27 protein-coding genes and 2 pseudogenes are annotated in these 26,260 nt (G+C 72.4%); 18 read left to right on the forward strand and 11 right to left on the reverse strand.

What is annotated here, in order from left to right:
* Positions 1-3: 3 nt before the first annotated feature.
* Positions 4-291 (reverse strand): hypothetical protein, encoded by a 288-nt coding sequence (locus HB370_RS23225; protein ID WP_030778198.1) that lies wholly within the window; start codon positions 289-291, stop codon positions 4-6.
* A 79-nt stretch (positions 292-370) separates the two neighbouring features.
* Between HB370_RS23225 and HB370_RS23230 the strand changes: the two genes are divergently transcribed.
* Positions 371-1,201 carry a M55 family metallopeptidase gene (locus HB370_RS23230; protein ID WP_030778199.1) on the forward strand — a complete coding sequence of 277 codons (831 nt, stop codon included), beginning with the start codon at positions 371-373 and terminating at the stop codon, positions 1,199-1,201.
* A 130-nt stretch (positions 1,202-1,331) separates the two neighbouring features.
* Here the strand turns inward: HB370_RS23230 and HB370_RS23235 are convergent, their stop codons facing one another.
* Positions 1,332-2,750: an MFS transporter gene (locus HB370_RS23235; RefSeq protein WP_030778201.1), complete on the reverse strand. Its 1,419-nt coding sequence runs from the start codon at positions 2,748-2,750 to the stop codon at positions 1,332-1,334.
* A gap of 334 nt (positions 2,751-3,084) precedes the next feature.
* Between HB370_RS23235 and HB370_RS23240 the strand changes: the two genes are divergently transcribed.
* Positions 3,085-3,981, forward strand: coding sequence for a helix-turn-helix transcriptional regulator (locus HB370_RS23240; RefSeq protein ID WP_030778203.1), 897 nt, complete (start codon positions 3,085-3,087; stop codon positions 3,979-3,981).
* A gap of 25 nt (positions 3,982-4,006) precedes the next feature.
* Here the strand turns inward: HB370_RS23240 and HB370_RS23245 are convergent, their stop codons facing one another.
* Positions 4,007-4,897, reverse strand: a complete 891-nt coding sequence (locus HB370_RS23245) for a LysR family transcriptional regulator (RefSeq protein ID WP_030778204.1) — start codon at positions 4,895-4,897, stop codon at positions 4,007-4,009.
* 79 nt (positions 4,898-4,976) lie between these two features.
* Between HB370_RS23245 and HB370_RS41385 the strand changes: the two are divergent.
* The 3 genes and pseudogenes from HB370_RS41385 (at position 4,977) to HB370_RS23255 (ending at position 7,262) form a co-directional block, all read left to right on the forward strand.
* Positions 4,977-5,904 (forward strand): annotated as a pseudogene (locus HB370_RS41385) (EamA family transporter).
* Between the two features lie 74 nt (positions 5,905-5,978).
* A pseudogene (locus HB370_RS41390) lies at positions 5,979-6,551 on the forward strand (NAD(P)H-binding protein); the annotation flags it as partial.
* Positions 6,552-6,659: 108 nt separating this feature from the next.
* A complete protein-coding gene (locus HB370_RS23255; protein ID WP_030778208.1) occupies positions 6,660-7,262 on the forward strand; it encodes a sugar O-acetyltransferase in 603 nt (200 codons plus the stop codon).
* Here HB370_RS23255 and HB370_RS23260 read toward each other — a convergent pair.
* Both HB370_RS23260 and HB370_RS23265 read right to left on the reverse strand, forming a co-directional pair.
* Positions 7,259-8,161, reverse strand: coding sequence for a phosphorothioated DNA-binding restriction endonuclease (locus HB370_RS23260; RefSeq protein ID WP_030778211.1), 903 nt, complete (start codon positions 8,159-8,161; stop codon positions 7,259-7,261). The two genes, HB370_RS23255 and HB370_RS23260, sit on opposite strands and share 4 nt — an antisense overlap.
* Before the next feature lie 104 nt (positions 8,162-8,265).
* Positions 8,266-8,646, reverse strand: a complete 381-nt coding sequence (locus HB370_RS23265) for an SMI1/KNR4 family protein (RefSeq protein ID WP_244405616.1) — start codon at positions 8,644-8,646, stop codon at positions 8,266-8,268.
* Positions 8,647-8,764: 118 nt separating this feature from the next.
* On the opposite strand from HB370_RS23265, the gene HB370_RS23270 reads away from it, so the two are divergent.
* Positions 8,765-9,319, forward strand: coding sequence for a flavoprotein (locus HB370_RS23270; RefSeq protein ID WP_030778216.1), 555 nt, complete (start codon positions 8,765-8,767; stop codon positions 9,317-9,319).
* 50 nt (positions 9,320-9,369) lie between these two features.
* On the opposite strand, the gene HB370_RS23275 is transcribed toward HB370_RS23270, so the two are convergent.
* Positions 9,370-9,957, reverse strand: a complete 588-nt coding sequence (locus HB370_RS23275; RefSeq protein ID WP_030778218.1) for a rhodanese-like domain-containing protein — start codon at positions 9,955-9,957, stop codon at positions 9,370-9,372.
* Between the two features lie 109 nt (positions 9,958-10,066).
* On the opposite strand from HB370_RS23275, the gene HB370_RS23280 reads away from it, so the two are divergent.
* Positions 10,067-10,354: a metal-sensitive transcriptional regulator gene (locus HB370_RS23280; protein WP_030778221.1), complete on the forward strand. Its 288-nt coding sequence runs from the start codon at positions 10,067-10,069 to the stop codon at positions 10,352-10,354.
* Positions 10,355-10,363: 9 nt separating this feature from the next.
* On the opposite strand, the gene HB370_RS23285 is transcribed toward HB370_RS23280, so the two are convergent.
* From HB370_RS23285 to HB370_RS23300, 4 genes are all read right to left on the reverse strand, one after another.
* Positions 10,364-11,110 (reverse strand): sulfite exporter TauE/SafE family protein, encoded by a 747-nt coding sequence (locus HB370_RS23285; protein ID WP_030778223.1) that lies wholly within the window; start codon positions 11,108-11,110, stop codon positions 10,364-10,366.
* Positions 11,107-11,388 (reverse strand): hypothetical protein, encoded by a 282-nt coding sequence (locus HB370_RS23290; RefSeq protein WP_030778225.1) that lies wholly within the window; start codon positions 11,386-11,388, stop codon positions 11,107-11,109. Before HB370_RS23290 ends, HB370_RS23285 begins: the two co-directional genes overlap by 4 nt.
* 30 nt (positions 11,389-11,418) lie before the next feature.
* Positions 11,419-12,783: an MBL fold metallo-hydrolase gene (locus HB370_RS23295; protein ID WP_030778227.1), complete on the reverse strand. Its 1,365-nt coding sequence runs from the start codon at positions 12,781-12,783 to the stop codon at positions 11,419-11,421.
* A 156-nt stretch (positions 12,784-12,939) separates the two neighbouring features.
* Positions 12,940-13,560, reverse strand: coding sequence for a hypothetical protein (locus tag HB370_RS23300; RefSeq protein WP_208974434.1), 621 nt, complete (start codon positions 13,558-13,560; stop codon positions 12,940-12,942).
* A 305-nt stretch (positions 13,561-13,865) separates the two neighbouring features.
* Between HB370_RS23300 and hemL the strand changes: the two genes are divergently transcribed.
* From hemL to HB370_RS23345, 8 genes are all read left to right on the forward strand, one after another.
* The gene (gene hemL, locus HB370_RS23310; protein ID WP_030778231.1) at positions 13,866-15,185 is read left to right on the forward strand and encodes a glutamate-1-semialdehyde 2,1-aminomutase; all 1,320 of its coding nucleotides are present in this window, start codon (positions 13,866-13,868) and stop codon (positions 15,183-15,185) included.
* Positions 15,182-15,913, forward strand: a complete 732-nt coding sequence (locus HB370_RS23315) for a histidine phosphatase family protein (protein ID WP_051815435.1) — start codon at positions 15,182-15,184, stop codon at positions 15,911-15,913. The genes hemL and HB370_RS23315 overlap by 4 nt, the downstream gene beginning before the upstream one ends.
* A gap of 165 nt (positions 15,914-16,078) precedes the next feature.
* Positions 16,079-17,359 carry a hypothetical protein gene (locus tag HB370_RS23320; protein ID WP_030778235.1) on the forward strand — a complete coding sequence of 427 codons (1,281 nt, stop codon included), beginning with the start codon at positions 16,079-16,081 and terminating at the stop codon, positions 17,357-17,359.
* Positions 17,360-17,457: 98 nt separating this feature from the next.
* On the forward strand, positions 17,458-18,048 hold the full coding sequence (locus tag HB370_RS23325; RefSeq protein WP_030778236.1) for a TlpA disulfide reductase family protein: 591 nt from the start codon (positions 17,458-17,460) through the stop codon (positions 18,046-18,048).
* Between the two features lies 1 nt (position 18,049).
* Complete coding sequence (locus tag HB370_RS23330) at positions 18,050-18,823, forward strand: cytochrome c biogenesis protein CcdA (RefSeq protein ID WP_030778238.1); 774 nt, start codon at positions 18,050-18,052, stop codon at positions 18,821-18,823.
* A gap of 3 nt (positions 18,824-18,826) precedes the next feature.
* Complete coding sequence (locus HB370_RS23335; RefSeq protein ID WP_030778239.1) at positions 18,827-20,539, forward strand: cytochrome c biogenesis protein ResB; 1,713 nt, start codon at positions 18,827-18,829, stop codon at positions 20,537-20,539.
* Positions 20,536-21,618, forward strand: coding sequence for a c-type cytochrome biogenesis protein CcsB (ccsB, locus tag HB370_RS23340; protein WP_030778240.1), 1,083 nt, complete (start codon positions 20,536-20,538; stop codon positions 21,616-21,618). The genes HB370_RS23335 and ccsB overlap by 4 nt, the downstream gene beginning before the upstream one ends.
* Before the next feature lie 109 nt (positions 21,619-21,727).
* Positions 21,728-22,156, forward strand: a complete 429-nt coding sequence (locus tag HB370_RS23345; protein ID WP_030778242.1) for a hypothetical protein — start codon at positions 21,728-21,730, stop codon at positions 22,154-22,156.
* 1 nt (position 22,157) lies between these two features.
* On the opposite strand, the gene HB370_RS23350 is transcribed toward HB370_RS23345, so the two are convergent.
* The gene (locus tag HB370_RS23350) at positions 22,158-23,564 is read right to left on the reverse strand and encodes a condensation domain-containing protein (RefSeq protein WP_030778244.1); all 1,407 of its coding nucleotides are present in this window, start codon (positions 23,562-23,564) and stop codon (positions 22,158-22,160) included.
* Positions 23,565-23,796: 232 nt separating this feature from the next.
* Between HB370_RS23350 and HB370_RS23355 the strand changes: the two genes are divergently transcribed.
* The 3 genes from HB370_RS23355 (at position 23,797) to HB370_RS23365 (ending at position 26,183) form a co-directional block, all read left to right on the forward strand.
* On the forward strand, positions 23,797-24,321 hold the full coding sequence (locus HB370_RS23355) for a VWA domain-containing protein (RefSeq protein ID WP_106980596.1): 525 nt from the start codon (positions 23,797-23,799) through the stop codon (positions 24,319-24,321).
* Positions 24,318-24,662 (forward strand): hypothetical protein, encoded by a 345-nt coding sequence (locus HB370_RS23360; protein ID WP_030778249.1) that lies wholly within the window; start codon positions 24,318-24,320, stop codon positions 24,660-24,662. The genes HB370_RS23355 and HB370_RS23360 overlap by 4 nt, the downstream gene beginning before the upstream one ends.
* Positions 24,663-24,731: 69 nt before the next feature.
* The gene (locus tag HB370_RS23365) at positions 24,732-26,183 is read left to right on the forward strand and encodes a menaquinone biosynthesis decarboxylase (RefSeq protein WP_030778251.1); all 1,452 of its coding nucleotides are present in this window, start codon (positions 24,732-24,734) and stop codon (positions 26,181-26,183) included.
* The last annotated feature ends 77 nt before the right edge of the window (positions 26,184-26,260 follow it).

The raw sequence follows: 26,260 nt of genomic DNA on the forward strand, positions 1-26,260 counted from the left end.
GCGTCAGCCGCCGTCGCCCGCGTCCCGCTCGCGCCGCCGGTCCGCCGTCAGCAGCCAGGCCAGGTTGCCCACCGCGGCTCCGGCGGCCACCGCGGCGGCGATCACCCCGCCGGTCGCCAGGCCGTCGCTGAACAGGTGCGGGCGCCGGTCCAGGCTGTGCAGCCCGAAGCCGCACAGCTCGTACACGCCGACGGCGGCGATGGCCAGGCTGACGACCAGCACGGTGACCGTCGGCGCGAGACTGTGCGCACAGACCTCCGTGCCGGGCTCCGACTCGGTCGTGTCCTGCATGCGTCCCCCGTTGAACAGGCGTGTGAACGGCCCGGTAGTTGCTGGCGGTTGGGAACCTACAATACGTAGGGTCGGAGCCGTGCGGATCTACATCAGCGCGGACATGGAGGGCGTCACCGGGCTCGTCGACGCGGACGACGTCCAGCCGGGCGGCCGGGACTACGAGCGGGGCCGCGCCAAGATGGCCGAGGACGTGAACGCCGCCGTACGGGGCGCGCTGGCGGCCGGCGCCGTCCACGTCCTGGTCAACGACGCCCACGGCCCCATGCGCAACCTCCTCCCGGAGGCCCTGCACCCGGCGGCCCGCCTGGTGCGCGGCAGGCCCAAGCAGCTCGGCATGCTGGAGGGGCTGACCGGGGAGTACGACGCCGTGCTGTGCGTCGGCTACCACTCCCGGGCCGGTGCGCCGGGCGTGCTCAGCCACAGCTTCATGGGGCACGAGATCGAGGACATGTGGCTGGACGGCCGCCCCGTCGGCGAGATCGGGCTCGCCCAGGCCACGGCGGCGGCCCTCGGCGTGCCCGTCGTGGCCCTCACGGGTGACGACGCTGCGTGCGCGGAGATGACGGAGTGGGACGCCTCGGTCGCCACCGTCCCGGTGAAGTACGCCCGCGACCGGTTCTCGGCCGAGCTGCGGCCCGAGGCGGAGGCGCGCGAGGCGATCGAGGAGACGGTGGCCGCCGCGCTGACCCCGGCCCCGCGCCGGCCCGCCCCGTCCGCCGCCGAGGCCACCCTCGCGGTCCGCTGGCAGTCCGCCTCCGTCGCCGCGACCCTGCTCGGCATCCCCGGGGTGACGGCCGACGACCCCCGGACGGTCCGGGCGACCGGCCCGCTGCCCGCGTTGTACCGGCAGTTCGGGGTGTGGATGCGGGTGGCGTCCTCGCTCACCGACCAGCCTCCGTACTGCTGACGGGTACCGACCAGCCGCCGTACCGCTGACGGAAAGACGGCACCACCCGCGCCGCTCGCCCGGTGGGCCGGGCGTGGCACGGGTGGTGGCGGTCGCCGGTGGGCCTGCCGCGTCCGGGCCGGACCGTCCGTCACCGGCGGCGGGGCTTGCGCAGGAACACCGCGCTGCCGACGGTGCCGGCGAGGGCGAGGGCCGCGTTCAGCGCGATCGCGGTCTTCAGCCCGCCGAGGACGGCCAGGGTGCCCGTACCGGTCATGGCGGCGGTGGCGACGGCGCTCATCACCGGCGTGCCCATGGTGATGCCGATCTGCTGGGTCATCGTCGCGAGCCCGGTGGCCAGGCCCTGTTCGTCGTCGGCGAGACCGGACGTGGCGGACACCATGAACCCGACGATGACCAGCATGTTGCCCACCCCGCCCGCGAAGGTCGCGGCCAGCAGCAGCCACAGCGAGGCGTGCCCGGTGCCGAGCCCCAGCAGGGCCGCCGTGAACAGCGCCTGGGTCAGACCGCCGGCCAGCAGCGTCCGGGTCGCGCCGAAGCGGCCGATCAGCCGCGGGGCGAGCGCGCCGCCGGCCACGGTCCCCGCGCCCAGCACGCCGAACGACAGCCCGGCCGCCAGCGGGGAGAAGCCCAGCACCTCCTGGAGGTAGAGGGTCAGCAGGAACACCAGGGACGTCTCGGTGAGGAACGCGGTCAGCCCGGCGAGGTTGCCCCACGCCACCGACCGCCGGCCCAGCACCCGGGGCGGCACCAGCGGCGCGGACACCCGGCGCTCCACGGCCGCGAACACCCCGAGCAGCACCACCCCGGCCGCGAGCGGCAGCAGTGTGGCCGGTGCGCCCCAGCCGTGCTCACCGGCCTGGGTCAGCCCGAGGATGACCGCCAGCAGACCGAGGGTGACCGTGACGGCACCCGGTACGTCCAGCTTCGGCCGCTCGGCGGGCCGGGACTCGGCGATGACGGCGGGCGCGACGAGGAGCACGGCGAGGGCCACGGGAACGTTGATGAAGAACGCCCAGCGCCACGACAGCAGGTCGGTCAGCAGGCCGCCGAGGATCGCGCCCGTGGTGAAACCGGCCGACATCAGCGCCCCGTTGAGACCGAGCGCCTTCTCCCGCAGCGGGCCCTCCGGGAAGGACGTCGTCAGCAGGGACAGCCCGGCCGGGGTGACCGCCGCGGTGGCCAGCCCCTGGAACACCCGGGCCGTGAGCAGTACCTCCGGGCTCTGCGCCAGCCCGCCGGCCAGCGAGGCAGCGCCGAGGACGACGAGCCCGCCGAGGAACAGCCGGCGGCGGCCGAAGAGATCGGCGACCCGCCCGAACAGCAGGGTGAACCCGGCCGCGCACAGGGCGAACGCGGTGCCGATCCACTGGAGGTGGTCGAGGGAGAAGCCGAGGCCCGCGCCGATCACCGGCAGGGCCACGTTCAGGATGGAGAAGTCCACGGCCAGCATGAACTGGGCCGCGAGCAGCAGCACCAGCACCAGGCGCAGCCGCGGGGTCAGCACGGCGGGCGCGGTGTCGGCCGGCCGTGTCGCTGTGACGGACATGACGGGTCCCTTCTGTACGGCGGGGCCGCCGGGTCTACGGCGGATCGGGGCGGTGGGGCGTACGGCGAACTCATCGGAGTCGCATCGGAGTTGCCGTGCAGAAGACTCGTCCGCCGCGTCCGGCCCAGCCAGCACCGCCGTGGGACCGGTCGCCGTGAGGGTGGTCATCGCGTGACCACCCTCGGGCATCCCGTTCGCGCCGCCGGGCGGGCAGGATGGACGACGACCGCCGTACCCGTCGTACCGGCAGTACCTGCGGTACCCGTCGTATCGCCGTACCTGCCGTATCCGCCGTACTCGCCGTAGGAGTACGCCGTACACCCCGGAGGCATCCATGGACGCGTCGTCCGAGCTCGGAGAGTTCCTGAAGTCACGCCGTGCCGCGCTGCGGCCTCAGGACGTCGGGATCGCGACCGCGCCGGCCCGCCGCCGGGTCGCCGGGCTGCGCCGCGAGGAGCTGGCCCTGCTCGCGGGCGTCAGCATCACCCACTACACCCGCCTCGAACAGGGCCGCGCGGCCGGGGTGTCCGACTCAGTGCTGGAGGCGATCGCCCGCACCCTGCGGCTCACCGAGGACGAGACCGCCCATCTGAAGGACCTGGCCCGCCCCGCCGCCCCGCGCCGCCCGGCCGCGCCCCGCGCCGAGCACGCCTCCGCCTCGGCCCGCCGGCTGCTCGCCGCCATGACGGACGTACCCGCGCTCCTCCTGGACCGGCGGGGCGACGTGCTGGCCTGGAACCGGCTCGGTCACGCCCTGCTCGCCGCGCACCTGCCGTGGGAGGGCCCGGAGACCGCCGGCGGCCGGCCCAACCTGGTGCGGATGCTGTTCCTGGACGAGGAGTACCGGGCGAGGTACACCGACTGGAAGGAGGAGGCCCACCTCGCGGTCGCCTCCCTGCGCCTGGTCGCCGGCCGGCACCCCGACGACCGGGCGCTGGCCGAGCTGGTCGGCCAACTGTCCATACAGAGCGAGGAGTTCACCACGCTGTGGGCCCGGCACCCGGTCCGCACCTGTGTCTCCGGCACCAAGTCCCTGCGCCACCCGGCCGTCGGCACCCTGGAGCTGGGCTTCGAGAACCTGTGCCTGCCGGGCACCGCCGGCCAGCGCGTGATCACCTACACCGCCGAGCCCGGCTCCCCGTCCGACGCGGCCCTGCGCCTGCTGGCCGCCACGGCGGTACCGGCCGCGCGGGAGGACCTGCCCGCGCCGGCCGCGCGCCGGACCGTCTGACGCCGCCCTGAGGCGTGCGGTCGCGTCAGGTCCGCGGTCCGGCCCCGAGGACGTCGAGCATGGCCCGGGTCGCCGGGCTCGGCGGGAAGCGGCTCCAGGCCAGGTACTCCACCCGGTGCGGCCCGTCGGCCACCGGGACCAGCGCCAGCCCGGGGTCGGCGGCGGCCAGCGGCCGGACGAACGCCGAGGGCAGCAGCGCGACACCGAGCCCGCGCCCGATCAGCCCGGTGATCAGCTCCACCACCCCCGCCTCGTAGGCGACCTCGCGGACCAGGCCCGCCGCGGCGAACGCCTGGTCCGACTGGGCCCGGGCGGGCGTCCCGGCCACGAAGTCCACGAACGCCTCCCCGGCGATGTCCCGCAGCGTGACGCGCTTTGCCCCGGCCAGCCGGTGCCCGGCCGCCACCACCAGCACATGCTCGTCGTGGTCGAGCGCCACGCACTCCACCCCCGTGGGCCGCTCGCCCTCCGGCAGCCCGAGGAAGGCGATGTCCAGCTCGCCGCGGCGGATCGCCGCCGCCAGCTCGTCACTGCGCCCGGACCGCAGCAGCACCCGCACCTCCGGGTGCCGGGCACGGTAGCGCTGCAACAGCTCCGGTACGTCCACGGCGGCGGTGGTCACGATCACGCCGACGGCGAGCCGGCCGCGCACCACGCCGGTCGCGGCGGCGGCGTCGGCCACCGCGCGGTCGGCGGCGGCCAGTGCCTCGCGCGCCCGGGCCACGAACGCCTCGCCCGCGCCGGTGAGTTCGACCCGGCGGCTTGAGCGGGCGAACAGCCGTACCCCCAACTCCCGCTCCAGGCCGGCGATCCGGTGGCTGAGCGAGGACTGCGTCACGTAACACCGCTCTGCGGCACGGGTGAAGTTACGGGTCTCGGCGACGGCGACGGCGTACCGCATCTGCTGGAGGTCCACCCGGCCATGGTTTCCGTACATGGCTGCGATGGCAACCATGTCTTGGACGCATGACGGAGGGGCGGCCGAGACTCCTCGCATGTCCTCGTCCGCCCAGCCGCCGGCCACCGCGGTGCCCGCCACCGCCGGGCCGGCCGCCCACCGGTCGGCCACCGTCCTGCTGACCGCCCTCGCCCCCGCCGCCTGGGGCACCACCTACGTCGTCACCACCGAACTCCTCCCGCCCGGGCACCCGTTGTTCGCGGGCCTCATGCGCGCCCTGCCCGCCGGGCTGGTGGGCCTGGCGCTCACCCGGGTGCTGCCGCGCGGGGACTGGTGGTGGAAGGCCGTCGTCCTCGGCCTGCTGAACATCGGCGGCATGCCCCTGCTGTTCGTGGCCGCCGAACGGCTCCCCGGCGGGGTCGCCGCCACCCTCGGCGCGGCCCAGCCGCTGCTGGTCGCCGCCCTGGCCGCCGTTGTCCTGCGCGACCGGCCGACGCCCTGGCGGCTGGCCTGGGGCGTGCTCGGCGTGGCCGGCGTCGGGCTCATGGTCCTCGGCCCCGGCGCCCGGCTGGACGCCGTGGGCCTGCTCGCCGGCCTCGGCCATACGGCGACCATGGCGGGCGGGGTCGTCCTGACCAGGCGCTGGGGCCGGCCGGCGGGGGTCGGTCCGCTGGCCCTGGCCGGCTGGCAGCTCACGGTCGGCGGGCTGCTCCTGCTCCCGCTGACCCTCGCCTTCGAAGGCGTGCCGGAGCGGATCGACGCCGGCGCGGCGGGCGGCTACCTGTGGCTGGGCAGCATGGGCGGCCTGATCGCGTACACGCTGTGGTTCCGCGGCATAGCCACCCTCCCGGTGGGCGCCATCGCGCCCCTGGTCCTGCTGTCCCCCCTGGTCGCCACGGCCATCGGCGTGACCCGGAGCGAATCCCTGAGCCCGTCCCAGACCTGCGGCTTCGCCCTGTCCCTGGCGGCGCTGCTCGCCGCGCAACTGAACCCACCCCACCGCAGAAGGAGCACCTCCCCGATGACTTCCGCCCTGACGATCGCGGTCCTCGGCGCCACCGGAATGGTCGGCAGCCGGATCACCGCCGAGGCCACCGCACGCGGGCACCGGGTGCTGGCGCTCGCCCGCAAGCCGGTGAGCGGGCACCCGTCCGTGACCGCGGTCCCGCTGGACGCGGCGGACCCGGACGCCGTACGCCGGGCGCTGACGGACTCGGGCGCGCACGCGGTGGTGCTGACCCTGCGGACCTACCCGGCGGACGAGGACTTCCTGGTCGGCGCCACCCGGGCCGTCCTGGACACCGCCGCCGGCCTCGGCATCCGGGTCCTGGTGATCGGCGGCGCCGGCGCCCTGCGCACCCCCGGCAGCCCGGACCTGCTCCTGGCCGACAACCCGGCCTACGTCCCCGCGGAGCTGCGCCCGGTCGCCGCGGCCGGAGTGGCCCAACTGGACGCCTGCCGCGCCCACGCCCACCCCGACTGGACCTACCTCAGCCCCCCGGTCCTCCTCGAGCCCGGCGCCCGTACCGCCCGCTACCGCCGTGGCACGGACACCCTGCTCACCGCACCCGACGGCCGCTCCCGGATCAGCGCGGAGGACCTCGCGGCGGCGGCCGTGGACGAACTCGAACATCCGGGCGCGGAACGGCACTTCACGGTCGTACAGGCCTGACGGAAAAGATCCCGTCGGCCCCGCGGGGCACGTAGGCTCGGGGCGTGCGGCCGGCCGCGGGCGCGCCGGGCCGGTGCCCGAGGGGTTGGACGAAGGGAGCGTCCCGCTGTGACGCATGCGCACGAGGAAGAAGTCCTGGCCCGGATCGCCAAGGGGCTGGTCTACACGGAGTCGGAAGCCGCCTTCCAGGCCCCTCGGCGGCGCACCGAGCAGATCTTCGCGTACAACCACACCCCGCCGGGCGAAACGGAGAAGCGTCGCTCGCTGCTCGTCGAGATCTTCGGCTCGGTCGGCGAACGCACGGTGCTGCTGCCGCCGTTCCACGCCGGGTTCGGCAGCAACGTGCACATCGGCGACGACTTCTTCGGGAACGTGAACCTCACGTTCGTCGACGACGTGGACATCCGCATAGGCGACGGCGTCATGATCGCGCCCAGCGTGACCCTGACGACGACGGGCCACCCGGTGCATCCCGACCGCCGCGCCGACTTCGGACGCTTCTCCGAGCCGATCGTCATCGAGGACAAGGTCTGGATCGGCAGCAACGCGGTCGTCCTGCCCGGCGTCCGCATCGGCTACGGCTCGGTCATCGGCGCCGGCAGCGTCGTCAGCCGCGACATCCCCCCGATGACGGTGGCGCTCGGCACCCCGTGCCGCCCGGTCCGCGCGATCACGGAGCGGGATCTCATTACGCGCACGGCCGGGGACTAGCCCCCGGCGGGGGCCGCGGCGGGGCGGGGCTCCCCGCGGAAGACCTGCCGGGTGTGCCAGTCGCGGTGCGCGGCGGCGATCCGGCGGGTACCGGGCTGGGGGCCGGTGAGCGGCCGGCCGGCGAGGGCCGTGACGTGCTGCCGGGCGGCGGCGCTGTGCCCGACGAAGCGCCGGCTGACCAGGACGCGGTGATCGTCCCCCACCCCGAGGACCCCCTTGTCGAAGAGCTTGTGGTGCAGCGAGCACAGGCACAGCCCGTTGTCGATGTCGTCGGGGCCGCCGAACGCCCACCAGCGCACATGGGCGGCCTCCAGCCCGACCGGAACGGTTCCGATCCTGCCGTCGTATCCGCAGAAGGCGCACCGGTACTCGTAGGCGGTCAGCACCAGTTCCCGCATCCGCGGGTCCCGCTGCCTGCGCGCCGGCACGAGCCGGCCGGACTCGGCCGGCTCCAGCTCCAGCCCGACGGCCTCGCACAGCTCACCGTGGAGGGAGGGCGGGAAGTGCAGGTCGAGCAGTAGCCGGGCGATCCTGCCGAGCAGATCCGGTTCACGCCGCAACGCCGCCCGCAACTCCGGCGCGAGCCGCCCGGTCGCCCCCGTCTGCCGCAACTCCCGCACCCCACTCCCGGGACTGCCGTCCCCCCGGTCGGTACGCACCTCCCACACCCCGTCACTGACCAGGTGGTGGAAGGGATAGGCGGGCGTCGTCTTGTGGGGCGGCCCGTACTCGGCGAGCAGGCTCTGCAGGTCCTGCTCCACGGCGGTGTACCGCAGCCCGCCGTCGGCATCCTCCTGAAACCGCGCGAGGGCGTACAGCAGCAGCAACGGCTTGTGCGGAGCCCGAGTCCCGTTCCTGGCCCACTGACGCAGGGCGGCTATGCGGTCCAACCAGTTCATGGGGGGTGATCGTAGGGGGGCGGCATGAGACGGGGTGGTACTCCCAGCCCGGCCCCTGCTCAAGCGGTCGTCTTCTCGGCGGTAGGCCGGAGTTGGGGGAAGACTTACGGCTGGTACCAGTCGTCGTCGCCGGTTCGGAGCGCACGGCTGAGGTAGTCCCGCAGGTTGTTGGCCACCCAGCGGCGGCTGTCGCTCTCGTGCTCCCAGACGAAGATGTCGGGACGCTCTGGCTTCTGGACGAAGGCGAACTGGTCGCCGCCTCCGTTGTCCCCGAAGAAGAGGAGGGCGTCGAACGGCATGTACAACCGGGCGAACGTCTCGTCGGACCAGAAGAGGAGGTTCTTCTCGACGATCTGGTCGAGGGACCAGACGGTGTCCACGAGATAGTGTCCGATCACCCCGTTGCTTTCGAGGAGCAACTGCCGCAGCTCGGCCGGCAAACTTCGCCTGAGCCGCGTCTCCGCCGCGACGAGGTCGGATGGCATTGCCGGTTCCCGGAAGCCGGCGCCAGGGAAGACCTCTGTCACTGCCTCTCTCCACATGATCTAGAGCCTAGTCAATCGCCTGACGGCACCACTTCAGCCGCCAACTGGGAGTCGCCGCATGACCGAACCGACCACCCCGGACAAGAAGCCCTTCCTGTACGTCGTCGTGTGTGCGGCGGGTGTTGCCCGAGATGTCGGCAAGCTGATCACGGCTGCCCAGGAGGCGAACTGGGATGTCGGTGCCGTCGCCACGCCGCAGGGGCTCGGCTTCATCGATGCCGAGACGGTCGAGGCGCAGACCGGCTACCCGATCCGCTCCGCCTGGCGTTCGCCGGGGGATCCGCGGCCCCTGCCTCCGGCGGACGCGATCGCGGTGGCTCCGGCCACGTTCAACACGGTCAACAAGTGGGCCGCCGGGATCTCGGACACCCTGGCCCTGGGCATCCTGTGCGAGGCGTACGGCATGGGTGTCCCGACCGTCGCCCTGCCCTACCTGAACTCCGCCCAGGCCGCCCATCCCGCTTACCGGCAGAGCCTTGACCGGTTGCGGGGGATGGGGGTCCTGATCGGCTCGGGTGAACCGCACCGGCCGAGGGCCGGCGGTGCCTCGGAACGTTTCCGCTGGGAGGAGGCACTGGAACTGCTGGTGCCTTTGGTGGGCAGGGTGCGGTGATGCCGTTCGTCGCCCGGTGAGAGTGGACGGCGTCGAGGGGCCGGCCGGGCTCAGCGGCCGCGGAGCGCGGCGAGCGTCGCGTCCAGGTCCGCCGGGCGGGGCCGGTTGTGCGGCAGCTTGCCGAGTACGGCCGCCATGCCGCAGGTGTCGGTGAGGGCGGAGAAGACGAGGCCGCCCGCGATGCCGGCGGAGAGCAGCTGGAACGCCGGGTGCGCGAGCAGGCCGAGGAGCAGCCCCAGGAGCACCACCGCTCCGGCGGTGAAGCGGACCTGCCGTTCCATGCTCCAGCCCGCCCGGGTGTCGCACGCGGCGGGCCGGTGCAGGTCATGGCCCCGCGCGGCCCACCCGTTGGTGCCGCCCGCGAGGCCGGCGGCCGGGATGCCCTGTTCGGCCAGGATCTCGCAGGCGTTCTGCGAGCGGGCACCGGAGGCGCACACCACGAGCACGTCCCCGTGGCCGGCCGCGTGCCGGAGTTCGGGCAGTGCGCGGCGGATGTGGTCCAGGGGGATGTTGAGGGCGCCCGGAAGGTGACCGGTGGCGTATTCGCCGGGGGTGCGGACGTCGATGACGGTGAGTTCGTGGAGCCGTTCCCGGACCTGGTCGGTGCCGAGCGTGGTGGGAGCGAGGGGGCTGGTCATGACAGTGGTGAACCTTGTCGTCGCTTGGTGATCGTCTGGGCGTCCGATCGACCCCGTCCGCGACCCGGGGACGTACAGTACCCCTAGGGGTATAGGCGGAGGAGTGATCGTGGAACTGGAGCTCGAGGGCGCGTCCCTGAAGGCCGTGCTGAACCGGCTGCGCAGGGCGCAGGGGCAGATCTCCGGGGTGATCCGGATGATCGAGGAGGGGCGGGACTGCGAGGAGGTCGTCACCCAGCTGGCCGCGGCCTCGCGGGCGCTGGACCGGGCGGGTTTCGCGATCATCGCCACCGGGCTGCAGCAGTGCGTCGCGGACATCGAGTCGGGCAGGAAGAACGGGGAGGACGCGGAGGCGATGCGCGCGCGGATGGAGAAGCTGTTCCTCTCCCTGGCGTGACGGCGGCCGTCACGCCACCGCGTCCAGCAGCATGAAGCCGGCCACCGCGAGCAGGACGACGGCGAAGACGCGTCGCAGGGTGTCCCCGGGCACCTTGGCCGACAGGCGTTTGCCGTCCCAGGCGCCGAGGATGGCCGCTCCGGCGAAGGGGCCGATGACGGACCAGTCCAGGCCGCTCGCCGTTCCGGCGCGCACGGCCAGCGCCGCGAGCGAGTTGAGGGTGATGACCAGCAGGCTGGTGCCCACCGCCGCCCGCATGCGCATGCCGAGGACGTTGACCAGTGCCGGTACGGCGAGGAAGCCGCCGCCCACGCCGAGCACGCCGGTGACCGCGCCGAGCCCGGCGCCCGCGGCCGCCGTCCTGAGGGGCCGCACCGGTGCGGCGGTTCCCGGTGCCGGACGGTGCCGCAGCATGCGTATCGCGGCGGCCGCGGCGACCACGGCGAAGGACACGGCCAGCACGGCTGCCGGCAGACGGCCGGCGAGCGCCCCGCCCAGCATCGCCGGGCCGGTTCCCGCCGCCGCGAACAGCAGCCCCGTACGCCAGCGGACCCGGCCGTCGCGGGCGTGCGCGGTCAGCGCGGTGGCGGAGGTGACGGTGACGATGACCAGGCTCGCGGTGGTCGCCGCGACCGGGGTGAAACCCAGTAGGTAGATCAGGGCGGGGACGGCGAGCACGCTGCCGCCGCCCCCGAGCGCGCCGAGGGCCAGGCCGATGACGGCGCCGGCGATCAGCGCGAGTATCACGGCGCTCATGCGACGGTCCCGTCCCCGCCGTGCGCGTCCGCCGCCGGCGGACCGGCGACGGCCCGGTCCCGGATGCCACCGGTCACGCCGTCGGCCTGCACGCCGTCGGCGAGTGTCGCCAGGGGCATGCGCATGGCGTGGGACGGGTGCCCGGCCTGCCGCTCGTGGGGTTCGCGTACGCCGAGCAGCGGTGCGTGACCGCCCCGTCCACCGGTGCGGAGCGCGGCGCCCCGCACCGTCACCCGTCCCGGGCCGCTTCCGCCGCGCCCGAAGAGGCTCGTTCTCACTGCTGTTCTCTCCCGGTTCCCGGTCCCCGGTCAGGAGGTGCGGACGGTGAGTCCGGCCGTCTCGGCCGCGTCGAAGGAGTCGTCCACGGCCACCACCTCCCGGCCGGCCGCGTCCAGCAGGGACGCGGCGATGGCGGCGCGCATACCGCCCGCGCAGTGCACCCAGACCTGACCTGCCGGGACCTCGTCGAGACGACGGCGCAGGGCATGGAGCGGGAGGTGGACGGAGCCCCGGAGGAAGCCGGCGGCCCGCTCGGAGTCCCGGCGGACGTCCAGCACGACGACGCCGTCCCCGGGGGCCGCCGCGAGGTCGGCGAAGGTGGCGCGCGGGAAGGAGGCGAGGGCTTCGCCGTCCCTCACCCAGCCGGCGGGTGCGCCGGTGGCGGCGGCTGCCGGGCGGTCGATGCCGACCCGGACCAGTTCGCGCTGGGCGGCGGCGAGCTGCTCGGGGGACTCCGCGAGCAGGGTCACGGGCTTGCCCCAGGGGATCAGCCAGGCCAGGTAGGTGGCGAGCTGCCCCTCGGCCTCGAAGTTGAGGGAGCCCGCCAGGTGGCTCTCGGCGAAGGCGACACGGTTGCGCAGGTCGACCACCCACTCGCCGGCGGCCAGCCGGGCGCCGATCTCCTCGGCGTCGGCGACGGGGGGCGGGGTGAGGTCGACCGGAGCGGGGCCGGCGGCGTTGGCCGGTGCCATGTGGGCGTAGTAGGCGGGGGTGTCGTCCAGGCCGGCCAGCAGGTCGGCGACGAAGGTGTCCACGTCCCGGGTGAGCGCCTCGTTGACCGCCTTCTCCGTGCCGATCGTGGTGGCACCGTCCCGCGCCCGGGAGGAGGAGCAGAAGCTGCCGAAGCCGTGGGTGGGCAGCACGGCCGCGTCGTCCGGCAGTTCGGCGGCCAGCCGGTGCGCGGAGGCGTGCTGGGCGCGGGCGAGGTCCTCCGTCAGCCGCGGCTCGACCAGGTCGGGCCGGCCGACGGTGCCGATCAGCAGCGAGCCGCCGGTGAACACGGCGACCGCCGTGCCGTTCTCCTCCAGGACGTAGGAGGTGTGGTGCGGGGTGTGGCCGGGGGTGGCGAGCGCCCGCAGGGCCAGTCCGGCGGTGGGCTCGATCTCCCAGCGGTCGCCGTCGTGCACGGGTACGCGTGCGTAGGAGACGCGTGCGGCGGCGGGTACGAGATAGGCGGCGCCCGTCACCCGGGCCAGCTCCAGGCCGCCGGTGACGTAGTCGTTGTGGAGGTGCGTCTCCACCACGTGGGATATCCGCACCCCGCGCCGCGCCGCGGCCCTGATCACCTGCTCGACGTCGCGCGGCGGATCGACCGCCACCGCGCCCCGCTCACCGCCCGCCAGATAGCCGCGGTTGCCGAGCCCGGCGATCTCAAGGGTGTCGATGAAGAACATGAGCTGCTCCACTCCAGTGGCGAATTACCCCCCGGGGTATACGTCGACGGTAGCACGGGTACCCCGGGGGGTATTTCAGGGGTCATGGAAAGGCCCTTCGGCCACATGAAGAAGGGCGGGGTCCGAAGACCCCGCCCGCAGCTCAATAAACCCGCCTCACGGCCACACCAGGCAATAAGGCTGATGCCCCGCCTCATGCAGCCGTACCGAAAAGTCCTGCCACTCGTGCAGCAGCTGGTACACGTTGAACGCGTCCCGGGGGCCGCCGCGGTCCGGGACCGTGGACCAGATGAAGGCCGCCGCGCCGACCGCCTCCTCGCCGACGCCGCGCAGGGGGTCGACGACCGTCATGGGGAGCTTGACGACGGCGTAGTCGGGGTGCAGGACGACGAGTTCGAGGGGCGGCACCTTGTGCAAGGGGACGCCCTGGATGCCGGTCAGGACCATCGCGGCCATCGTCTCCGGCTTGATCTTCGTGAACATGCCGTTCATGCCCAGCTCGTCGCCGCCGAGTTCCTCGGGGCGCATCGAGATCGGGACACGGGCCGCGGTCGCTCCGTCCGGCGCGCCGAAGTACTTGTACGTCACCCCCACCCGACCACCGCTCCTGCTCCCCGCGCGGAGGGGCTGCCGGTCGTACCGCTCGGGCTCACCCGGTCCACCCTGTGTCCGACGTGTCTCGGCCGTTTCCTCCGCGTCGCGCCGGTGCCTTCCCCGCCGGGCACGTCGAGGACCCAGGTCATCAGTCCCCTCGCCCAGTCCGCCACCGCGATGCATATCTCCACCCGACTGCTTTTCTAGGACGCGTGGCCCCCGCCGCGCAACCCGATCATCGTGTCAGTGACCTCCCCCGCGTCCGCCTGCCGAAACGTACGGTGGAACGGCGATCCGCGCGGAAGATTCCCGGCTCTGATCATTACGTGCGTACGAGCCGTGTGTATCAGGTCTCAGTCTCGCAGACGAGGGATGGCACCGCTTAGGTCCCGAGGGTGAGGGCGGCCTCGCCGGGGCGCGGCCTACCCTGAGGAGGTCACCCCGCAACCGGAGCCGAGAAGCCGGAGAAGCCGCACGTCATGAGTGCCATGAGCGAAACGCCCTATCCCTACGACGCGCCCGTCTCGCAGGCGCTCTTCGACCGCGCCTCCGCCGTGACACCGGGCGGAGTGAACTCCCCGGTGCGCGCCTTCCGCGCCGTCGGCGGCACGCCCCGCTTCATGGTGTCGGGCCAAGGGCCCTACCTCACCGACGCCGACGGGCGCGAGTACGTCGACCTGGTCTGTTCCTGGGGGCCGATGATCCTCGGGCACTCCCACCCCGAGGTCATCGCCGCCGTACAGGAGGCCGTCGCCCGCGGTACGTCCTTCGGCACGCCCGGTCAGGGCGAGGTGGAGCTGGCCGAGGAGATCGTCGCCCGGGTCGAGCCCGTGGAGCAGGTGCGGCTGGTCAGCAGCGGCACCGAGGCCACCATGTCGGCCATCCGGCTCGCCCGCGGCTTCACCCGGCGCTCGAAGGTGATCAAGTTCGCCGGGTGCTACCACGGGCACGTCGACTCGCTGCTCGCCGCCGCCGGCAGTGGCGTGGCCACGTTCGCGCTGCCCGACACGCCCGGTGTCACCGGGGCCCAGGCCGGTGACACGATCGTGCTGCCGTACAACGACCTGGAGGCCGTCCAGGAGGCCTTCCACCGGTACCCGGGCGAGATCGCCTGTGTGATCACGGAGGCATCGCCGGGCAACATGGGCGTGGTGCCGCCGGACCCCGGGTTCAACCAGGGCCTGAAGGACGCCTGCGGCAAGAACGGCGCCCTGTTCATCTCCGACGAGGTCATGACCGGCTTCCGTACCAGCCGCGCCGGCTGGTACGGCGTGGAGGGCGTCAAGCCCGACCTGATGACCTTCGGCAAGGTCATGGGCGGCGGGTTCCCGGCCGCCGCGTTCGGCGGGCGGGCCGATGTGATGGCCCACCTGGCGCCCGCCGGTCCCGTCTACCAGGCCGGCACCCTCTCCGGCAACCCGGTCGCCACGGCCGCCGGTCTCGCCCAGCTGCGGCTGCTCGACGACGCGGCGTACGCCAAGGTCGACGCCGTCTCCGAGCAGATCCGGACGCTGGTGAGCGAGGCGCTGACCAAGGAGGGCGTCGCGCACCGGGTGCAGACCGCCTCCAACATGTTCTCGGTGTTCTTCACGGACCGGCGGGTACGGGACTACGAGGACGCCAAGCGGCAGGAGTCGTACCGCTTCACCGCGTTCTTCCACTCGATGCTGGCGAACGGCGTCTATCTGCCGCCGTCGTCCTTCGAGTCCTGGTTCGTGTCCACGGCCCACGACGAGCGGGCCGTGCAGAAGATCGCCGACGCCCTCCCGGCGGCGGCCCGGGCGGCTGCGGAGGCCACGGCGGAATGAGCTCCCCCGAGACCAACAGCGCGGGCACGGCCGGAAACGGCGCCAAGGACATCACCGTCGTCCACCTGATGCGGCACGGCGAGGTGGAGAACCCGGAAGGGATCCTGTACGGCCGGCTGCCCGGCTACCACCTGTCCGAGCTGGGCCGGAAGATGGCCGAGCGGGTCGCCGAGCACCTCTCCTCCCGGGACGTGTCGTACGTCTGCGCCTCGCCGCTGGAGCGGGCGCAGGAGACCGCCACCCCGATCGCCAAGGCGCACGGGCTGGACCTGGCCACCGACGCGCGGCTGATCGAGGCCGACAACGTCTTCCAGGGCAAGACCTTCGGCGTCGGCGACGGCGCGCTCCAGCGGCCGGAGAACTGGAAGCACCTGGTCAACCCGTTCCGGCCGTCCTGGGGCGAGCCGTACATCGACCAGGTCGTGCGGATGATGGGCGCGCTGGACGCGGCCAGGGACCGGGCGCGCGGCCACGAGGCGGTGCTGGTCAGCCACCAGCTGCCGATCTGGATCGTGCGGTCGTACGTCGAGCGGCGGCGGCTGTGGCACGACCCGCGCAAGCGGCAGTGCACGCTGGCCTCCCTGACCTCGTTCACCTACCAGGGCGACAGGATCGTGTCCGTCGGGTACAGCGAGCCCGCCATCGATCTCGTCCCGGTGCACCTGCGGGCCGGTGCCAAGCCGCAGAAGGGCAAGGGCACGGCTCAGGGGAAGGCCTTCGGCGCCTGAGCCCGACCCGGCCGACGGGCGCCGGTGGTCACTGTGCGTCCGTTTGGCGTGGCTTAGCGCACTGTTGCGCACATAATTGCGAAAAGCATAGGAATTAGCGGAACCTCCCCGATCTTCCTGTCCTCTGACTGGGTGACCAGCAGGCAGTGATGATCGGGGATTCCCATGCGCACCATCTCCCGGACCCTTTCCCGGCGGGGAGCACTCGGCCTCGGCGCGGGCGCGGCCGCCGCCGTGTCGCTCGCCGGGTGCGGCGGCTCCACGTCCTCGGACGACGCCGGGCGCCCGGGCGGTTCCCGGACCCAGGGGAGCAGGGGGGAGGCGCGCCCGGCGCGGCCCATCGGCGACGGCTCCACCTCCTTCACCGGCAGCCAGCCGCACCAGCCGGCCAAGCCCGAGCCGCTGGAGCCGGGGCAGACCCCGCCGCAGTTCGTGGTCTTCTCCTGGGACGGCGCCGGCGAGGTCGGCAACGGCCTCTTCCCGCGCTTCCTGGACCTCGCCAAGGAGCACGGCGCGTCCATGACCTTCTTCCTCTCGGGGCTGTATCTGCTGCCCGAGTCGAAGAAGCGGATGTACGAGCCCCCGAACAACCCGCGCGGCGCCTCCGACATCGGCTACCTCACCGACGAGCACATCAAGGCCACCCTCGCCAATGTGCGCCGGGCCTGGCTGGAGGGGCACGAGATCGGCACCCACTTCAACGGGCACTTCTGCGCGGGCGGCGGCACGGTCGCGCACTGGACCCCGAAGCAGTGGGCCGACGAGATCCGGCAGGCCAAGGCGTTCGTGAAGGAGTGGCGGACCAACACCGGCTGGACCGATCTGCCGTCGCTGCCGTTCGACTACGACAAGGAGCTGACCGGCGGCCGTACGCCCTGCCTGCTCGGCCAGGACAACCTGCTGCCCACCGCCCGTGAGCTGGGCTGGCGCTACGACGCCTCCTCGCCGGGCGGCCGTCAGGTGTGGCCGGTCAAGCGTCAGGGCCTGTGGGACCTGCCCCTTCAGCAGATACCTTTCCCCGGACGTGCGTTCGAGGTCCTGTCCATGGACTACAACATGCTCGCCAACCAGTCGGTCAACTCCACCAAGGCGCCCGCGTACAACTACCCGGGCTGGCGCAAGCAGTCCGCCCAGGCGTACATCCAGGGGTTCCGGCGGGCCTACGAGACGAACCGGGCGCCGTTCTTCATCGGCAACCACTTCGAGCAGTGGAACGGCGGCATCTACATGGACTCCGTCGAGGAGGCCTTCAAGCACATCGCGCGCGAGAAGGAGAAGGGGGCCGACGTGCGCCTGGTCTCCTTCCGGCAGTTCGTGGACTGGATCGACGTGCAGAAGCCCGAGGTGCTCGCCAAGCTGCGCACGCTGGGTGTCGGGCAGCGGCCCGCCGGGGGCTGGAAGGAGTTCCTGCGGGAGACCAAGGGGGCCGCTGCCAACGCCGCCTGATGCCCGGAATGTCCCGTGTAAATACGCCCTGAAATGCGGTTTTCCGCCCGGCAGGGGGGCGCGCGAAATCCCCGGGACGGTCATGCGAAACTTTTCACATGAGTACCCGTAGCCGCGCCGTCCTGCTCACCGCCGCGGCCGCAGCGGCGGCCCTGACCCTGTCCGCGTGTGGCAAGGGCGGTATCTCCGGCGGCGGTGGCGACACCCACTTCGTCACCGGCAGCAACGGCATCGACACCGTCGCGGCGGGCAAGCGCGCCACGGCTCCGGACCTGTCCGGCAAGACCATCGACGGCAAGACCCTGGACGTCGCCGACTACAAGGGCAAGGTCGTCGTCATCAACGTCTGGGGCTCGTGGTGCGGACCGTGCCGCAACGAGGCGAAGTACTTCGCCAAGGTCTCCAAGGACTACGCGGACAAGGGTGTGCAGTTCGTCGGCATCAACACCCGGGACACCAGCACCACCCCGGCCGTGAACTTCGAGAAGGAGCACGGCGTCGAGTACCCGAGCCTGTACGACCCCACGGGCAAGCTGATGCTGCGCTTCAAGAAGGGCACGCTCAACCCGCAGATCGTCCCCTCCACGCTCGTCATCGACCGGCACGGGAAGGTCGCCGCACGGGCCCTGGAGGCGCTCGACGACACCGGCCTGGTGGAGATGATCAAGCCGGTCCTCGCGGAGAAGTGACGTGAGCGCACTGCTGACGCTGGCCGCGGAGACCGGCCGGAACCAGACGGTGATGCACGGCGCCCTGCTGGTCGCCCTGCCGATCGCCCTGTTCGCCGGTCTCGTGTCGTTCTTCTCGCCCTGTGTACTGCCGCTGGTCCCCGGCTACCTCTCCTATGTGACCGGCGTCGCGGGCACCGACCTGGCCGAGGCCAGACGGGGCCGGATGGTGGCCGGCGCCTCCCTGTTCGTGCTCGGCTTCAGCGCCGTGTTCGTCTCCAGCGGGGCCCTGTTCGGCTACTTCGGCTCCAACCTGCTGAGCTACCAGAGCGTCCTGTCCAAGGTGCTCGGCGCGCTCATGATCGTCATGGGTGTGTTCTTCATGGGCCTGACGCCCTGGTTCGCCATGCGCGAGTTCCGCTTCCACAAGCGGCCGACGGGCGGTCTGGCCGGGGCGCCGGTGCTCGGCGCGCTCTTCGGCGTCGGCTGGACGCCCTGCATGGGACCGACGCTGTCCTCGGTGAACTTCCTCTCCCTCCACGAGTCGAGCGCGGCGCGCGGCTCCCTGCTGATGGTGGTCTACTGCCTCGGCCTCGGCGTCCCGTTCGTCATCACCGCGATCGCCTTCCGCAAGGCGCTCGGGGCCTTCGCCTGGGTCAAGCGTCACTATGTCTGGGTGACGCGCATCGGCGGCTCGATGATGATCGTGACCGGTGTGCTGCTGCTGACCGGCGCCTGGGGCGAGCTGGTGCAGCAGATGCAGACCTGGACCAACGGCTTCGATGTGGGGATCTGACCGATGAGCAAGACCGACACCGGCACCGGCCGGGACCGGGAGGAGCTGGGCGCGGCCGGCTCCCGGCTGTCCACCGCCCCGCAGGAGGAGGCGGTGAGCCTGCCGGGCCTCGGTGTCATCGGCTGGGTCCGCTGGTTCTGGCGGCAGCTGACCTCCATGCGGGTCGCGCTGCTGCTGCTCCTGCTGCTCTCGCTCGGCGCGATCCCCGGCTCGCTGATCCCGCAGACCGGCGCGGACGCCACCAAGGTCGAGGACTTCCGCGCCGCGCACAAGACGCTGGCGCCGGTCTACGACAAGCTCGGCCTGTTCCACGTCTACAGCTCGGTGTGGTTCTCCGCGATCTACATCCTGCTGTTCGTCTCCCTCATCGGCTGCATCATCCCCCGCACCTGGCAGTTCGTCGGCCAGCTGCGCGGGCGGCCGCCGGGCGCCCCCAAGCGGCTGGACCGGCTGCCCGCCTACACCACCTGGACCACCACCGCGGACCCCGAGCAGGTCCGCGCGGCCGCGCTCGGCCTGCTGAAGAAGCGCCGCTTCCGCGCCCACGCCGTCGGTGACGCCGTCGCCGCCGAGAAGGGCTATGTGCGCGAGCTGGGCAACCTGGCCTTCCACATCGCCCTGATCGTGCTGCTGATCGCCTTCGCCTCCGGCCAGCTGTTCAAGTCGGACGGCACCAAGCTGATGGTGGAGGGCGACGGCTTCTCCAACGCGCTGCCGATGTACGACGACTTCAAGTCCGGCAGCCTCTTCGAGCCGGACGACCTGGTCCCGTTCAGCTTCGACCTGGAGGACTTCAAGGGGACCTACGAGCTGACCGGGCCCAACCGGGGCACTCCGCGCACCTTCCAGGCGAAGATCCGCTACAGCGAGGGCGCCTACGGCAAGCAGACCGAGACCACCGTCAAGGTCAACGAGCCGCTGGAGATCGACGGCTCCAAGGTCTACCTGGTCAGCCACGGCTACGCACCCGTGATCACCGTCCGGGACGGCAAGGGCAAGGTGGTCTACCGCGACGCCGTGCCGCTGCTGCCGCTCGACGGCAACGTCACCTCGCAGGGTGTCGTCAAGGTCATGGACGGCTACCGCGATGCCAAGGGCAAGAAGGAACAGCTCGGCATCAAGGCCTTCTTCCTGCCGACCTACGGCGGGGCCGGCATGGAGATCGCCTCGGCCTTCCCCGCGCTGCTGAACCCGGTGCTGAACCTGGAGCCGTACCACGGTGACCTGGGCGTCGACTCGGGCCTGCCGCAGAGCGTGTACCAGCTCGACAAGACCCACATGAAGGACTACAAGGACGCCAAGGGCGCGCAGCTGAGGGTCAACCTCAAGCCCGGCGAGTCCATGAAGCTGCCGAACGGCGCCGGTACCGTCACCTTCGAGAAGGACGTCAAGGAATGGGCCGGCTTCGAGATCGTGCAGGAGCCGGGCGGCGGCTGGGCGCTCGGCGGCGCCGTCGCCGCGATCCTCGGTCTGGCCGGGTCCCTGTTCATCCAGCGCCGCCGCGTGTGGGTGCGTGCGGTGCGCGGCGACGACGGCGTCACGGTGGTCGAGATGGCCGGACTCGGCCGCAGCGAGTCGGCGAAGGTGCCCGAGGAACTGGGCGTGCTCGCCGGACACCTCTACGAGCGGGCGCCGGGCGCACCGGCACCCGACGACGAACACTCCGCACCCACAACAGACCGCCACGCCGTACCTGCCGAAGGGGCTGAGAAGTGACTCTCGCCGCCGCGACCAACGAACATCTCGCGAGCGTCAGCAACACGCTGATCTACTCGTCGATGGCCGTCTACACCCTGGCCTTCTTCGCCTACATCGCCGAGTGGCTGTTCGGCAGCCGCAGCAAGGTCGCCCGGACGGCCGCCGCGCTCACCGCCGACGGCGCGCGGACGGCGGCCGGCCCCGCCGTCGCGGTCCGCAAGGGCGGCGGCACCGCCGTGCTGGAGCGGCCCAAGGTCGTCGTCCGCTCGGCCTCCGGCGCGCGGGACGTGCCGGACGGTCCCGGCGCGCACGGCGGCGACGAGCAGGGCGACCTGTACGGCCGGATCGCCATCTCGCTGACCGTGCTCGCCTTCCTGGTGGAGCTGGCCGGTGTCATCGCCCGCGCGGCGTCCGTGGAGCGGGCGCCGTGGGGCAACATGTACGAGTTCAACATCACCATCTCCACGGTGGCCGTCGGCGTGTACCTGGTGCTGCTGGCGCTGAAGAAGAACGTGCGCTGGCTCGGGCTGTTCCTCATCACCACGGTCCTGCTCGACCTGGGTCTCGCGGTCACCGTGCTGTACACGGCCAGCGACCAGCTGGTGCCGGCCCTGCACTCGTACTGGCTGTACATCCACGTCTCCACCGCGATCTTCTGCGGCGCGGTGTTCTACGTCGGCGCGGTCGCCACGATCCTGTACCTGTTCAAGGACTCGTACGAGAACAAGCTCCAGACCGGCGGCAAGCCCGGCGCCTTCGCCCGCTCGGTGCTGGAGCGGCTGCCCGCCTCCGCGTCCCTGGACAAGTTCGCCTACCGGATCAACGCGGCCGTCTTCCCGCTGTGGACGTTCACGATCATCGCGGGCGCGATCTGGGCGGGCGACGCCTGGGGCCGGTACTGGAACTGGGACCCGAAGGAGACGTGGTCCTTCATCACCTGGATCGCCTACGCCTGCTACCTGCACGCGCGGGCCACGGCCGGCTGGAAGGGCCGCAAGGCCGCCTACCTGGCGCTGATCGCGTTCGGCTGCTGGCTGTTCAACTACTACGGCGTCAACATCTTCGTCACCGGCAAGCACTCCTACGCGGGCGTGTGAGCCCCCCTTCCGGCACGAGGCCGGTCTCCGTGGCGCGGGTCACGGGGGCCGGCCTTTCGCCGTCGCGGGCAGGCGTGCGGGAACCCGGGGCCGGGGGCAGGCTGGAGTCATGAGCGGTTCCATCGCACAGGGTTCCAGCCAGACCCACGGGAACACGCACATCCTGCACTTCGTCGTGCGGCTCCCGCGGCGCATGGAGGACGTCTGGCCCGCGGTGTCCACGCCCGAGGGGCTGGCCGGCTGGTGGACCCCCGCCGAGGTGCTCGAACCCCGGCTCGGCGGCGCGGTCACCCTGGGCGGGCTGGGCAGCGGGCACGTCACCGCGTGGGACGTGGACCGGGTGGCGGAGTACACGGTCGAGGGCGGTGGCCGGATCCGGTTCCACCTGGAACGCGAGGGCGAGGACGGCAGCGCGCTCCGCTTCACCCACGAGTTCCAGGGCGAGGAGGAGACGGAACGGCGCTGGCGGGACCGATTCGAACGATTGATCGAACTCCTGGGGCCGGACCGGTCCGTGCCCGGTACGGACCCGTGGTGACCTACGACACCGCAGACAGGCTGCCGTCGGCCACCGAGGCGATCCGGTCCCGCAGCCGTTCCACGTACAGCCGCATGTTCTTCGCCGCGACGTCCGTGTCCGGGTACCGGCTCGCCAGCCACAGCCCCTCGGGCAGCCGGTTGACCCACACGCACACCTGGTCGCCGTAGGACACCCGCAGCAGCCCGTACGCCTTCTGCTCGGCCCACCGCCCGGCGCCCGGCAGACCGCGGGTGTCGACGTAGGACACGATCGAGTACAGGTCGGGGGAGACCGGCCGGAAGTCGGCGCCGAGGAGGCGCAGCACCCGGGCCAGCGGCATCCGGGCCAGCGCACGGTTGGCCCGCAGCTCCGCCCGTACCGCCCGCAGGGCCTCCGGGAAGCCACGGGTGCGGCCGACGGGCACCTCGATGGGGGCGCCGCCCACGTACCAGCCCACCGACTCGCTCCAGCGGGAGGCGACCCGGGTGTGGAAGGGCACCACGGTCCGGTACACCGGCTGCCCGCCGAGTTCGTGCACGATCAGCCCGGTCGCGGCCAGCAGCCCGGTCATGCTGCCGCCGTAGGGCCGGCAGTACGCCTCGAACGCGGCGGCCGTGTCCGCGTCGGCCAGCGGCTCGGCCAGCATCCGCTGCCGGGGCAGCGGGTCTCCCGGCACCAGGCCGAGGTCGACCGGGAAGCCCGGCAGGGTGCCGTCGCAGCGGCGGATGAACTCCCGCCAGCGCTCCACGATCGTGTGCCGGCCGTCGACACCGTCGGCGTGCGACCGCTCGATCTCGCAGAAGTCGACGTAACTGGCGGCCGTCGGGCCGGCGCCGGACCCGGCCGCGACCGTGCCCGCCGTGTACAGCTCGTGGATCTCGGCGGGCATCCGCTGCAGCGAGTAGGCGTCGACGTTGCTGTGGTCGAAGGCCAGGTAGACGCTCGCGCCGTCGTCCCGGACGACCGCCGTGTAGACGAGGTTCGGCCAGCGCAGCGCGTCCGCGACCGTGTCGAAGCGGTCCTGGAGGTGCCGGACGAGACCGTCGGCGTCGGGGAAGTGACCCGCCTCCCGACGGGTCAGGGACACGTCGGCCGCGTCCAGGGTGAACCGGCGCAGCTCGTCGCCGGCCCAGCGGAAGCCGCTGCGCAGCGTCTCGTGCCGGACGGTCCAGGCGTGCAGGGCCCGCTCCAGCGCGTCCAGGTCGACCGGGCCGGGCAGGTCGAAGGCGGTGCCGAGCCAGGTCGGCACGAACAGACCGTCCTCCCTCAGCGACCGGGCCGTCCTGATGTGCGACTCCTGGATGTAGGCGGGCGGCCGGGAGTCCTCGGGGAGTGCCGCCGCCGCCGCGACGGTCGCCGGGCTCAGCGTCCACTCCACGAGCCGTCCCGGCCGTACCTCGCAGCGCTGGATGTCAGTGATTCGCACGCGTCTCCCATCGAAGAAGGGGCCCCTGGATGCGGGCCCCCTCCAAGGCAATGCCGTGGGGCGCGGCCGGGACATGCCCGTTTGGTCCATTTCAACGGAACGGGTGGCGGGCCGAACGCGGAAGTGATTAACGGTCGGTGACCGTCCGGCCCCGGCCGCAGGGCCGTCTGGACCCCTGTGACCTGACGGTTCGAGGTTTCCCGCGAGGTTCGTCCCAGGACGGCCCGCCAGGGTGGGTGGTGTGGTCCCGGCCGTCGGCCGGTGGACGGCCCACGGGGGCCAAGGGGAGCGGCAGACCGTCGTACGCTTCGGCGGCCGCCCGCTGGCCGAACGCACGGTCACCGTGCGCGGCCCCGCCGACCTCAAGGCACTGGCCGGCTTCGTCGCCGAGGACGGCTACGACGGCTCCACCGCCGTCTGGTCCGCCCTGGACCACGGCTACCGCACCGCCGAACGCGCCCTGCGCGCGGACCCCGGCCGGCTGGTGTCCATCGTGCTCATGACGGACGACGAGAACAACGCGGGCATCGGCCCGGCCGCCTTCGCCGCCCGCCACCGCTCCCGCCCCGCCGACGTCCGCGCCGTACGCACCTACCCCGTCGGCTTCGGCGACGCCGACGCCGACGCGCTGCGCCGGGCCGCCGAACTGACCGGCGGGCGCCTCGTCGACGTCCGCACCTCCTCCCTGTCCACCGCGTTCAAGGAGATCCGGCTGTTCTTGACGGCACCTGGTGGAGCGCCTGGTGGGGCCCGATGACCTGGTGGCTGCTGGCCCTCGCCGGCCTGCTCGTGCTGGCCGGGCGGGCGCTGCGGCGCGGACTGGCCCGGCTCGGCAGGACCGCCGCCGACCCCGCCTACCTGCCCCTGTACCTCGACAACGACGCGGTCATGGGCCTGTTCAAGATGCAGCGAGCCCATCTCCGTGATCGGCCTGCTGCTGTCCGTGCTGCGCCGGGGCGACGCCCTGGTGGAGGTCCGGCTGCGGCCCGACTCCGGGACGAGGGCCAGTTCCAGGCGCACTGCCTGGGCAAGGTCACCAGCTGGGACCCCGACGCCGGGGAGGTCGTCCTCCAGTACCCGATCGCCGTCTTCCGCTGACCCGGCCCCACTCCGGAACCGGGGGGGTGGGCACCGGGACAAAGCGGCACGTCGGCGATACTGGGGCACATGGCTTACGACGATCTTCGCTCCCTGCTCCGGGCGCTGGAGCGCGAGGGCGACCTCAAGCGCATCAAGGCCGAGGTCGACCCGTATCTGGAGGTCGGGGAGATCGTCGACCGGGTGCAGAAGGCCGGCGGCCCGGCGCTGCTCTTCGAGAACGTGCGCGGCTCCGACCTGCCCCTCGCCATGAACGTGTACGGCACCGACCGCCGGCTGCTGAAGGCGCTGGGCCTGAAGTCGTACGAGGAGATCTCCGACAAGATCGGCGGGCTGCTGCGGCCCGAGCTGCCGCACGGCTTCGTCGGCGTGCGCGAGGCCTTCGGGAAGCTCGGCGCCATGGCCCACGTCCCGCCGCGCAAGGTCAAGGAGGCGCCGGTGCAGGAGGTCGTCCTGCACGGTGACGACGTGGACCTGGAGCGGCTCCCGGCGCTGTTCACCTGGCCCGAGGACGGCGGCTCCTTCTTCAACCTCGGCCTGACCCACACCAAGGACCCCGAGACCGGCATCCGGAACCTGGGCCTGTACCGCCTCCAGCGCCACGACAAGCGCACCATCGGCATGCACTGGCAGATCCACAAGGACAGCCGGAACCACTACCAGGTGGCCGCGCGCCGGGGCGAGCGCCTCCCGGTGGCCATCGCCTTCGGCTGCCCGCCCGCCGTGACCTACGCCTCCACGGCGCCCCTCCCCGGCGACATCGACGAGTACCTCTTCGCCGGCTTCCTCGCGGGCAAGCGGATCGAGATGACCGACTGCAAGACGGTCCCGCTCCAGGTGCCCGCCCACGCCGAGGTGGTCCTGGAGGGCTGGCTGGAGCCCGGCGAGATGCTGCCCGAGGGCCCCTTCGGCGACCACACCGGCTTCTACACCCCGCAGGAGCCGTTCCCGGCCCTGAGGATCGACTGCGTGACCATGCGCCGGCGCCCGCTGCTCCAGTCGATCGTCGTGGGCCGCCCCCCGACGGAGGACGGCCCCCTCGGCCGGGCCACGGAACGTTTCTTCCTGCCCCTGCTGAAGATCATCATCCCGGACATCGTGGACTACCACCTGCCCGAGGCCGGCGGCTTCCACAACTGCGCGATCGTCTCGATCGACAAGAAGTACCCCAAGCACGCGCAGAAGGTGATGCACGCCATCTGGGGGGCGCACATGATGTCCCTCACCAAGCTGATCGTGGTCGTGGACGCCGACTGTGACGTCCACGACCTGCACGAGGTCGCCTGGCGGGCCCTCGGCAACACCGACTACGCCCGTGACCTCACGGTCGTGGAAGGCCCCGTCGACCACCTCGACCACGCCTCCTACCAGCAGTTCTGGGGCGGCAAGGCGGGCATCGACGCCACGCGGAAGTGGCCGGAGGAGGGCTACACCCGCGACGGCGGGTGGCCGGAGATGGTCCTGTCGGACCCGGATACGGCCGAACGGGTGACCCGGCGCTGGAAGGAGTACGGACTGTGAAAGGCACCGACGTGATGGTGCGGGGCAGCGCGGAGACGGGGTTTCCCCGCCGCCGCGGGGATGATCCGGAGTACGGA

This window comes from Streptomyces sp. DSM 40868, from assembly GCF_011820545.1.
GTDB classification, from domain to species: domain Bacteria; phylum Actinomycetota; class Actinomycetes; order Streptomycetales; family Streptomycetaceae; genus Streptomyces; species Streptomyces eurythermus.